Raw genomic sequence first — 10045 nt, 5'->3', positions numbered from 1 at the left:
CGGGTGGCATTCGCCCTCATGAAAAACCAGAGCGAATACCAGCCGAATTTACGGCTGCAGGGTTCCCCTGCAACATAGAATCTCCCACAGTGGATCTTCAGTGGTCACAAAACCTGTGGGAGCGAGCCTGCTCGCGAATAGACCAGACAACATCAAACCCTCAGAACGACCGCACAATCCGCCCCAACGTCTCCATCGCCTTCTCCGAATCTTCGGTCCACGGGCTGCCGTAATTCAACCGAATACAGTTGCGAAACCGCTGGGTCGGCGAAAAGATCGGCCCCGGCGCGATGCTGATACCTTGGGCCAACGCCATCTGGAACAGCTTCAGCGAATCCATCTGCGCGGGCAGTTCCAGCCACAAAAAGTAGCCGCCGGCCGGTTGGCTGACGCGGGTCTGTGCCGGGAAATAGCGGGCGATGGCCGCGAGCATGGCGCTTTGTTGTTCTTCGAGGGCGTAACGCAGTTTGCGCAGGTGGCGGTCGTAACCGCCGTGTTGCAGGTAATCGGCGATGGCCGCTTGCGCCGGCATCGAGGCGCAGAGTGAGGTCATGAGTTTCAGGCGTTCGATCTTCTGCGCGTAACGTCCGGCAGCGACCCAGCCGATGCGATAACCAGGGGCCAGGCTCTTGGCGAACGAACCGCAGTGCATCACCAACCCTTCGGTATCAAACGCTTTGGCCGGTTTCGGCGCCTGTTGACCGTAATACAGCTCGGCGTAGACGTCGTCTTCGATCAGCGGCACTTGATGGTGGCGCAGCAATTCCACCAGTGCCTGCTTCTTTGCCTCGGGCATGGTTGCACCCATCGGGTTCTGGAAACTGGTCATGCACCAAACGACGTTGATCGGGTGACGCTCCAGCGTCTGGGCCAGCACTCCCAGGTCAATGCCATCCCGAGGGTGCACCGGGATTTCCACGGCCTTGAGTTTCAGCCGTTCCAGAATTTGCAGGCAGGCGTAAAACGCGGGCGCTTCAATGGCCACCAGATCCCCGGGTTGCGTGACCGCTTGCAGGCACAGGTTCAAGGCCTCCAAGGCGCCGTTGGTGATCAACAGCTCCTCCATCGACAGCATCAGCCCACCGACCATGTAGCGCAGGGCGATTTGCCGACGCAACTGCGGATTGCCCGGCGACAGGTCGGTGACGACCATGCGCGGGTCCATGTCCCGGGTCGCGCTGGCCAGCGAGCGCGACAGGCGCTGCAACGGGAACAGGATCGGGCTGGGGAAAGCCGAGCCGAACGGGACGGTGTTCGGGTCCTTGATCGAGTCGAGCACCGAAAACACCAGTTCGCTAACGTCGACTTCAGTGGATTCATTGACCTGGCTGCTGATCACCGGCTCCGAAAACGGGCTCGGCGCATGCACGTTGACGAAGTAGCCGGAGCGCGGCCGGGCGCGGATCAGGCCGCGGCGTTCGAGCAGGTAGTAGGCCTGAAACACCGTGGACGGGCTCACGCCATAGGTCTGACTGGCGTAGCGCACCGATGGCACGCGCTGGCCGGGCCCGAGGACGCCGGAGCGGATCAGTTCAGCGATGTCGTCGGCGAATTTTTCGTAGCGTTTCATCGAGTGCCTGGATTTGATTTCAGTCAGAAAAATCGAGGTGACTTCTTCGCGAGCAGGCTCGCTCCCACAGGTATTGCGGTGTCCTTTTGGGAGCGAGCCTGCTCGCGAATGGCGCCACTGCAGTCTAAGGGATCAGCGATTCATCGGCGCAACAAACCGGCTCTTGGCCTCGCTGTAAATCTCAGGCTCATCGCTGTCGACAATCCTGAACGTGATGGTCTGCGAGCTGCTGCTCGGCCGTTCCGTGGTCATCGCCACCGACAGCGGCACATCGACAATCTCACCGGGGGCCAGGCTCAGCTGTGTCTTGCCTTGCAACTGGAAGCCGTCGCCCTCCACCAGGCTCAAACGATAGTCCTGGCGCAGCTGGGTTTTGTTGATGACCTTGAGGCTGTAGATGTTTTCGATCTGGCCCAGACTGTTCTCCCGGAAGAGGCCACGGTCCTTGCTCACGTCCAGCGACACCATGGGGCGCTCTACCAGTGCGAGGGCGAGGGCACCGATCATCAGCAGCAACACAGCGGTGTAACCGATCAGCCGTGGCCGCAGCAGGTGCGTCTTGCCACCCTGCAATTGATGCTCCGAGGTGTAGCTGATCAGCCCACGGGCATAGCCCATTTTGTCCATGATCGAATCACAGGCGTCGATGCACGCGGCGCAGCCGATGCACTCCATTTGCAAGCCGTCGCGGATGTCGATGCCGGTCGGGCAGACCTGCACGCACAGCTGACAGTCGATGCAATCACCCAGGCCGACTTCCGCCGGCTTTACTTCGCGTTTGCGCGCGCCACGGTTTTCGCCACGGGCCGCGTCGTAGGAAATGGTCAGGGTGTCTTTGTCGAGCATCACGCTCTGGAAACGTGCATAGGGGCACATGTGCATGCACACCGCCTCGCGCAGCCAGCCGGCGTTGATGTACGTGGCGCCGGTAAAGAACAGCACCCAGAACAGACTGACGCCGCCCATTTGCCAGGTCAGCAGCTCTTCGGCCAGTGGCCGGATCGGGGTGAAATAGCCGACGAAGGTCAGGCCGGTCAACAGGCTGATCGCCAGCCATAACGTGTGTTTGGCCGAGCGTCGCAGCCATTTATTCAAGCCCCAGGGCGCGGCTTGGAGCTTGATTCGCTGGTTGCGCTCGCCTTCGGTGATCTTCTCGCACCACATGAAGATCCATGTCCAGGAACTCTGCGGGCAGGTGTAACCGCACCAGACTCTGCCTGCGAACACGGTGATCGCAAACAGGCCGAACGCGGCGATGATCAACAGCGCCGACAGCAGGATGAAGTCCTGCGGCCAGAAGGTCGCGCCGAAGATGTGGAATTTACTTTCGGAAAGGTCCCAGAGCACCGCCTGGCGGTCGCCCCAATTCAGCCACACCGTGCCGAAGAACAGCAAAAACAGAAATCCCGCTCCGCTCAAACGCAAGGTGCGGAACAGGCCGGTGAAGCTGCGGGTGTGGATCAGGTTGTCGCTGGACTTGGCCTTCATCTTTGGACGCGAAGGCTCAAAAGTCTGTACCGCTGGGGTGCTTTCAACTAATCGGACGGGGATTCTATCGCTCATGGTCTGTCGCTCATCAGCCTCCATCAGGCCAGCGCACTATGAGCGTCGATCTGTTTGCATAACAGACTCAGGTATTGCAATAAAAAGCGGATCAGATGAACGTTGATCCGCCGCCTGCGACAACTTGAAGCACCTGCTCTGACAGTACGCAAACGCCTGTGGCACGCCTGCGCAGGTGTGATTGAGCAGTGTCAGTCAAATGACCGAACCACTGTCCGTCGCCTTCAAATGCCGGCGACCGTCCACCGCGCCTGCTACGGTCAATGCATCCGCTTCTGCTTCAGTGATGTAGATACGCTGGCCATCGAGTTCTACCGCCGACATGGCTTTTTCGGCGTCGGTGAAGATGGTGACGTCGGGGCACAGGCGAATTTCTTCGCCGTTTTCGGTGATGAAAAAGCAGGTCTCGTTTTCGATGCGCACAGTCATGATGAGGTCCTTTTTTTTGGCGAGTACGTAAACCTTAGGGCGCAATCGACGGCCATCGTTCGGTGCAACCGATTAATGGTCGGCGCGGTCCATCCTTTAACAACACGCATAAGGACAACAGCATGAACGCCTGGTGGTATGAGGTCTGGGTGACGCTGCAATCGGAGTTCGCCGACATCGGTGATGCTTCCCAATTGACGCGCATTACCGTGCGCCTGCTGATGGCGGCGGTGCTGGGTGGCATCCTCGGTTTCGAGCGCGAGCAAAAGGGCAAAGCCGCCGGGGTCCGCACCCACATGCTGGTGGCGTTGGGGGCGGCACTGTTCGTGCTGGTGCCGCAGATGTCCGGTGCTCAAGCCGACGCCATGAGCCGGGTGGTGCAGGGCGTCATCGCCGGGATCGGTTTCCTCGGCGCGGGGACTATTCTGAAAAATGCCGACGGCGATGAGGCCCACGTCAAAGGCCTGACCACCGCCGCCGGGTTATGGATGACCGCCGCCATTGGCGTGTCGGCCGGGCTGGGGCGGGAGGCGACGGCCGTGGTCAGTACGCTGCTGGCGTTGGCTATTTTCAGTGTGATGCCCAGAATCGTGCGGGTTTTCGAGAAGGACAAACTGGACAATTAGAAGTTGCCAGATGCACGGATAAAAGCGTCATCCAGATTTTCTGCACCCAAGTAATCGATATACTTATCGCCGTGAGTAAACTGTTTGAAATTATGGTTGTTAAACATATAAAAACGATCACAGTTGTACACAATTTGTTCGGTGTTGTGGGATGAAACTAACACTGCTACTCCCTCTTTGGCTGCTCCGTGCAAGCAGTTCCAAATGTACGGCGATGGCAGCACCGCCGCGCAGCGGTGCAGGGCGCGAGAGTCGCGAGATTCGCGACTCATTGAGCGAAATTTGTAGAAAACAGGGTGTTTACTAAAGGCTTGTCTGTCAGCGCCACGCAGCCGGATAGAGTTCCAGTGACATTTCTTCAAGCTCGCTGTTTGTCCGAGCCTGTCTTTTTATGTAAGTGTTCATCATGCTACTCAGTATCTCCGTGCAGGAGAACGCTCTACCGATACCCAAGAGTCGGGATTGCCAATCGTTCGCTGTGGCATCATCGATCAGTGAAGGATCCAGTGTTCGGGCTTCGTTCAGCAGCGCAGACGCGTAGAGTCGCACGGCGGGAGGGGACTCAGTCTCGGTACCGAACAAAGCGCTGGAGCTGTAGCGTGTAAACATACTCGACAGGCACAGCATCAGGGCGGCGCGATTGGGGCCGGTATCTTGAAGTCCGAGACCGACGACGGCTTGGCACAGTTGCTCCTGGTGCTCAGGTCGCAAGTGCCTGGACTCGTGTTGTGGATTATGTACATCGCCTTGGGCTACCTGCCAATGGGCAGCAAAGGCATCGTAGAGCTCATCCTGTTGTTGGGGAGTCACTAGCTTGTTCTTGACAGTGTTACGTTCAAATGCTTCCAGGAACGTGGCTGAATGGGGGGAGTTGCCCAGTACGCGACTGACCAGATTTTTCCCGATTTCACCCCGTGTAACTGCCGCATAGCGCGCGTTCAGGAACGGTTGTATGGCATAGACTTCCTTCAGGTTACCGAAATCGGCGGGTTCAAACGACTCGGTCTCAGCGTTGCGCGTGAAGAGGTAAGCGCTATTCCAAGGGATGACCTTGTGGTGAGTGAACACGATCTTTTCGAATAGCTCGGGCTCAAGGGCCAACACTTGCTCACCATTACCGGAAGTAAAGATATAGGTCACTTTGGACAAGTTTTCTTCTATTGCGTCACATGCCGAGGCCGCCTCCTTGATCGATGGTGTGTTCAGATAGGTGGTGCGTAGTTGCTCGGCGGATTGATGCAGGTTTGCCCGATTCGACGCCAGGTTCGCGGATAAGAGCAATTGATTGACGGCTACCTGGTATCGGTGCTCTGACCAATCAGCATCCGGCGCACTGGCGTTGAGCAGGTTAAACACTGTGGCCAGATCTACTTCGTCCGGACGAAGGAGCTCTTGGTTTTTGCTTTCCATCCAATGCGGCAGCAATTGAGTTTGAATAAACCGGGCGATGACCGGGTCCTTGGTATAGGAGGGCTCTTTCAGTAATACATCCGCCAGTGAGTTCCTGCTTCCGACAGGTAAATCACCCTCCAGAGGGAGCAGCCTTTCAATCACTGATCTCATTAAGGCGTTTCTTTGTTCTTCGTGCCTTGGATTAATGCTATTGATTGATAAAAGCAGGCCTTCATTGTAGTGGCCAAGGTGATTGATGTGATGGTCAATCTCCCTGACCACCTCATCCAAAAAATCTGGAGCCAATGAAATTGTTGTGCCAGTCAGATCGGTGTTGGAAAAATTTACGTGGTTAATACGAATGCTACTCAGGTCGGCTCGTGAAAAATCGCTGCCTGAGAAGTTGACCCTGTCTAGGTTTGCTCCAGTTAACTTGGCGTCGGTATAATTTACACGCTGAGAGTCAATTGAACATAGTTCGATGTCTATTAGCTTTGCTCCGGAAAAGTCACTGTCGTTGATGCTTGTGTTCAATAGCGTTGAATTCTTCCATGTGCTGCCGCTGCATTGCAAATGATGCTGGGGTGGATTTTCGTGGTGTTCAATGTTGGAGTGGCTTAAGTTTATATTGTCAAGGTTTGCGTTTTTTAAATTTGCTGGTGTCAAGTCTGCCATACAGAAAGTACATGAGCGAAGCATTATGGCTTTGGTCGTGGCTGGGATTGTATTGAGAACTTCGACTGCAGCTCGTCCTTCAGGTGGAGAGCATTCAGGGAGTGTTGATATTAGCAGTTTGACAAGCTCGTTATCGAGTTGCCATGGAAGTTCTGTGAATGATTCGGAGCATCCCAGATTTTCACATAGTGAGTAATCTGAAATTTTAGTTGATTCGTTGAGAGCATGGGCCGCGGAAGGAATAAGTGCTGAAATGCCACGAATTTTCAGGATGGATAGCCCGGTGCACAGATCATTAAGTACGCATATTTGTTCAGGCGTTGGTTTTTTTTCCGTATGAGCTAAAAATAGCTCGGAGATTTTTTCATCGAAACTGATTGGGGCCAGGCGAATTTGCGGGGCTGCTGGAGGAGTGGCAGGTAGAGCGGAAATGCCTTGTTTGAGGCTGGATTGATTTTGTTGAGGTTTCAACGCTTCTTTTACAAGGTATAGTGCGTCGCCAATTGAAATTTTTTCTCTGGTGCCGCCGAAATAATGACTTGCCCCTTGCTCCTCTGTTCGGTAGCGACTCTGGTTGACCAAGTGTTTTAATCCTTCGGGTGTGGTTGTTAAGTCGTGGCCCTTCAATTTGAGTATGTCGCCTTTGTTCTGCAGGTTTTGCAGATTCTGACTTAGTCGAGTTAGCGATTCTTTCGATTCGTGTTTTATCTGGCTGTTAATTGTTTGGTGGACGTAAACTTTAGGCATGCTGTGTTTGTCAATTTATTGGCAGGGCTATTAAAATAAAGAGTATTGAGGGGGCTGGGCTTTCAAAAAACGCGCAAATTTCTCTGCAGGGCATGCGCGAATGATATGAAAATCTCCGTCGTTAACTTCAGCAGATGACGTTAGGTTTGTCCTGAAAAGGTTCCTGGCACGGGGCGCAGATAGAATTAATCACCCTGCTTGGTTGGTAGGCTGATGCAGCGCTTAAAATCACACGATAAAAAAACGGTGATAAGGTTGTCTTACTTTGCGATCTTTGAATGATTTAAAATTTTCTCGACTGAGGTAATGGATACAGGGTTTTCTCGCGGCAGGTCATGATTATTCGTGCCTTGATGAATTTAACTCCATCTTGTAAATAAATTACTTTTAGGTAAGTGACGTTAAAGGTTTGGTTTTTTGTGTTCGGGATTGCACGTTTTGGTTTTTTTGGGGCGCTGTTATCTGGTCATACGTCAGGGTTTCCGACGAATGGTTGGTTTATGTTTATCCAAAGGACTATCACGAAACAGAAGAGAACCAGCGCTATCTTTTGCTTCTTCCATTGTTCGCTTTGGTGCTCCCACGCTAGGCGTGGGAGACAAATAAGGCGCTGCCAACACTACAGCTTCACAATCACCGGCGGCATCGTGCTCGGCGGTTCTTCCCGGGGTGGTGGTTGGGTGCCCGGCGGGTCTTGCTCGGGCACGGGTTGCGGCTCGGTCGGTGGAATGACCGGGCTGTCGATGTTTGGATCAGGCGTTTCGGCAGGGATTGGAATACTCATTATCAAGCCTCCAGTGGCACATGGCGTAAGTCGTGCTTAAGTGAATTGACCTACTGATGCGGGAATTGATTCCCCGCGACCGCTTGAGCAATTCCCTCTGAACTTTTAGCCCGCCCGGTGGCTCCCAACCTAAGTGAATCTATCCAGGGAACACCCGGTACAAGAGCGTCCATGGGGCGTAAAGGAGAGATGCTCGATGACTGCCGCAAAACCGACAGAGCTCAATTACAACCCTCACATGCCGCTGTCGCAGGCGTTACTGCTACCGCGAATCGCAATTGAAAACACCCAGCCGACCCTTGATGGCGGACAGTTCGCCGTCAAATCCGTCGTAGGTCAGGACGTGGTGGTGACCAGCAAAGTGTTTGCCGACGGCCATGACAAGCTGGCTGTGCGGGTGCGCTGGCGGTCCGAAGGTGACGGCGTCTGGCAAAGCGAAGTCATGGCGGACCTGGGCAATAACGGTTGGCAAGGCCAGTTCCGTGTAGAAAGTCAGGGCCGCTATCTGTTCTGCATCGAAGCCTGGATCGATCAGTTCGCCAGCTTCTGTTACGAGCTGGAGAAGAAGCACGCCGCGCGTGTCCCCGTCAGTCTGGAATTGCAGGAAGGACGCACTCAGGTCCAGCAGGCGGCCGAGCGCAGCGAAGGGGCGTTGAGTGAACAACTGACGGCGCTGCACCATGAGTTGTCCGGCCTGCTCGAAAACGAGCAGGTGGCCCTGTTTCTGCACCAACGTAGCGCCGAGCTGATGGCGCAGGTCGATCACCACGCTTTTGTGAGCCTGAGCCCGGAATACCCGTTGGATGTCGAGCGGGAGCTGGCGCAGTTCGCCAGTTGGTATGAACTGTTTCCGCGCTCGATCACCGATGATCCGGCCCGTCACGGCACCTTCAATGATGTGCACGCGCGGTTGCCGATGATTCAGGACATGGGGTTCGACGTCCTGTATTTTCCGCCGATCCACCCCATCGGCCGCAGTTTCCGCAAAGGCCCGAACAATTCCCTGACTGCCGGCCCCGACGATCCCGGCAGCCCCTATGCGATTGGCAGCGAAGAGGGCGGGCATGAGGCGATTCACTCGCAGCTTGGCACCCGCGAAGATTTTCGCCGGCTGGTCGCGACGGCGGCGGACTACGGGATTGAAATCGCCCTCGACTTTGCCATTCAGTGTTCCCAGGACCATCCCTGGCTGCGACAGCACCCGGGCTGGTTCAACTGGCGGCCGGACGGCACGATCAAATACGCCGAGAACCCGCCGAAAAAATACCAGGACATCGTCAACGTCGACTTCTATGCGACCGAGGCCATTCCGAGCCTGTGGGTCGAGTTGCGCGACATCGTGGTCGGTTGGGTCGAAGAGGGCGTGAAGATCTTTCGCGTCGACAACCCGCACACCAAACCCCTGCCGTTCTGGCAGTGGCTGATTGCCGATGTGCGAGCGCTGTACCCGGAGGTGATCTTCCTCGCCGAAGCCTTTACCACCCCGGCGATGATGGCGCGGCTGGGCAAGGTCGGATATTCGCAGAGCTACACCTATTTCACCTGGCGCAACACCAAGCATGAGCTGGCGACGTATTTCACCGAGCTCAATGAGTCGCCGTGGCGCGAATGCTACCGGCCGAACTTCTTCGTCAACACCCCGGACATCAATCCGGCCTTCCTGCATGAGTCCGGGCGCGCGGGCTTTTTGATTCGCGCGGCGCTGGCGACCATGGGCTCTGGGCTGTGGGGTATGTACTCGGGCTTTGAACTGTGTGAATCGGCGCCGATCCCGGGCAAAGAGGAATACCTCGACTCCGAGAAGTACGAAATCCGCCCACGGGACTTCAACGCGCCGGGCAACATCATTGCCGAGATCGCCCAGCTCAACCGCATCCGCCGGCAGAACCCGGCCCTGCACACGCACTTGGGCTTGAAGGTCTACAACGCGTGGAACGACAACATTCTGTACTTCGGCAAACGCAGCGCGGACGGCAGCAACTTCATTCTGGTGGCTGTCAGCCTCGATCCGCATAACGTCCAGGAAGCCAATTTCGAATTGCCGTTATGGGAAATGGGCTTGCCCGACGACGCCAGCACCCAGGGCGAAGACTTGATGAACGGCCACCGCTGGACCTGGTATGGCAAGTATCAGTTCATGCGCATTGATCCGGCGTATCAACCGTTCGGGATCTGGCGGATTACTGTTTAACACGATCGTCCCCACGCTCTGCGTGGGAATGCAGCCCGGGACGCTCCGCGTCCCCTCCAGAGCCGAAC

The 10045-nt window shown here is 55.8% G+C and carries 7 protein-coding genes; 2 read left to right on the top strand and 5 right to left on the bottom strand.

The features are described 5' to 3' along the window. Window positions 1–160: 160 nt before the first annotated feature. From mapR to J2Y56_RS11875, 3 genes are all read right to left on the bottom strand, one after another. The gene (mapR, locus tag J2Y56_RS11885; RefSeq protein ID WP_310350310.1) at window positions 161–1570 is read right to left on the bottom strand and encodes a GntR family transcriptional regulator MpaR; all 1410 of its coding nucleotides are present in this window, start codon (window positions 1568–1570) and stop codon (window positions 161–163) included. A gap of 132 nt (window positions 1571–1702) precedes the next feature. Next, complete coding sequence (ccoG, locus tag J2Y56_RS11880; protein ID WP_310350307.1) at window positions 1703–3133, bottom strand: cytochrome c oxidase accessory protein CcoG; 1431 nt, start codon at window positions 3131–3133, stop codon at window positions 1703–1705. Between the two features lie 195 nt (window positions 3134–3328). Beyond that, window positions 3329–3562, bottom strand: coding sequence for a DUF3203 family protein (locus tag J2Y56_RS11875; protein WP_007948713.1), 234 nt, complete (start codon window positions 3560–3562; stop codon window positions 3329–3331). Between the two features lie 122 nt (window positions 3563–3684). On the opposite strand from J2Y56_RS11875, the gene J2Y56_RS11870 reads away from it, so the two are divergent. After that, window positions 3685–4188, top strand: a complete 504-nt coding sequence (locus tag J2Y56_RS11870) for an MgtC/SapB family protein (protein WP_310350303.1) — start codon at window positions 3685–3687, stop codon at window positions 4186–4188. A 318-nt stretch (window positions 4189–4506) separates the two neighbouring features. Here the strand turns inward: J2Y56_RS11870 and J2Y56_RS11865 are convergent, their stop codons facing one another. Then, window positions 4507–7002: a pentapeptide repeat-containing protein gene (locus J2Y56_RS11865; protein WP_310350300.1), complete on the bottom strand. Its 2496-nt coding sequence runs from the start codon at window positions 7000–7002 to the stop codon at window positions 4507–4509. Between the two features lie 619 nt (window positions 7003–7621). Further along, window positions 7622–7786: a hypothetical protein gene (locus J2Y56_RS11860; RefSeq protein ID WP_310334421.1), complete on the bottom strand. Its 165-nt coding sequence runs from the start codon at window positions 7784–7786 to the stop codon at window positions 7622–7624. A 196-nt stretch (window positions 7787–7982) separates the two neighbouring features. Here J2Y56_RS11860 and J2Y56_RS11855 point away from each other — a divergent pair, with 196 nt between their 5' ends. Beyond that, window positions 7983–9977: an alpha-1,4-glucan--maltose-1-phosphate maltosyltransferase gene (locus J2Y56_RS11855; RefSeq protein ID WP_007948463.1), complete on the top strand. Its 1995-nt coding sequence runs from the start codon at window positions 7983–7985 to the stop codon at window positions 9975–9977. The last annotated feature ends 68 nt before the right edge of the window (window positions 9978–10045 follow it).

It is taken from the genome of Pseudomonas sp. BE134 (assembly GCF_031456105.1).
GTDB lineage: Bacteria > Pseudomonadota > Gammaproteobacteria > Pseudomonadales > Pseudomonadaceae > Aquipseudomonas.
The sequence above is the reverse complement of the archived record's forward strand: the minus strand, read 5'-3'. Positions and strand labels throughout refer to the sequence as shown.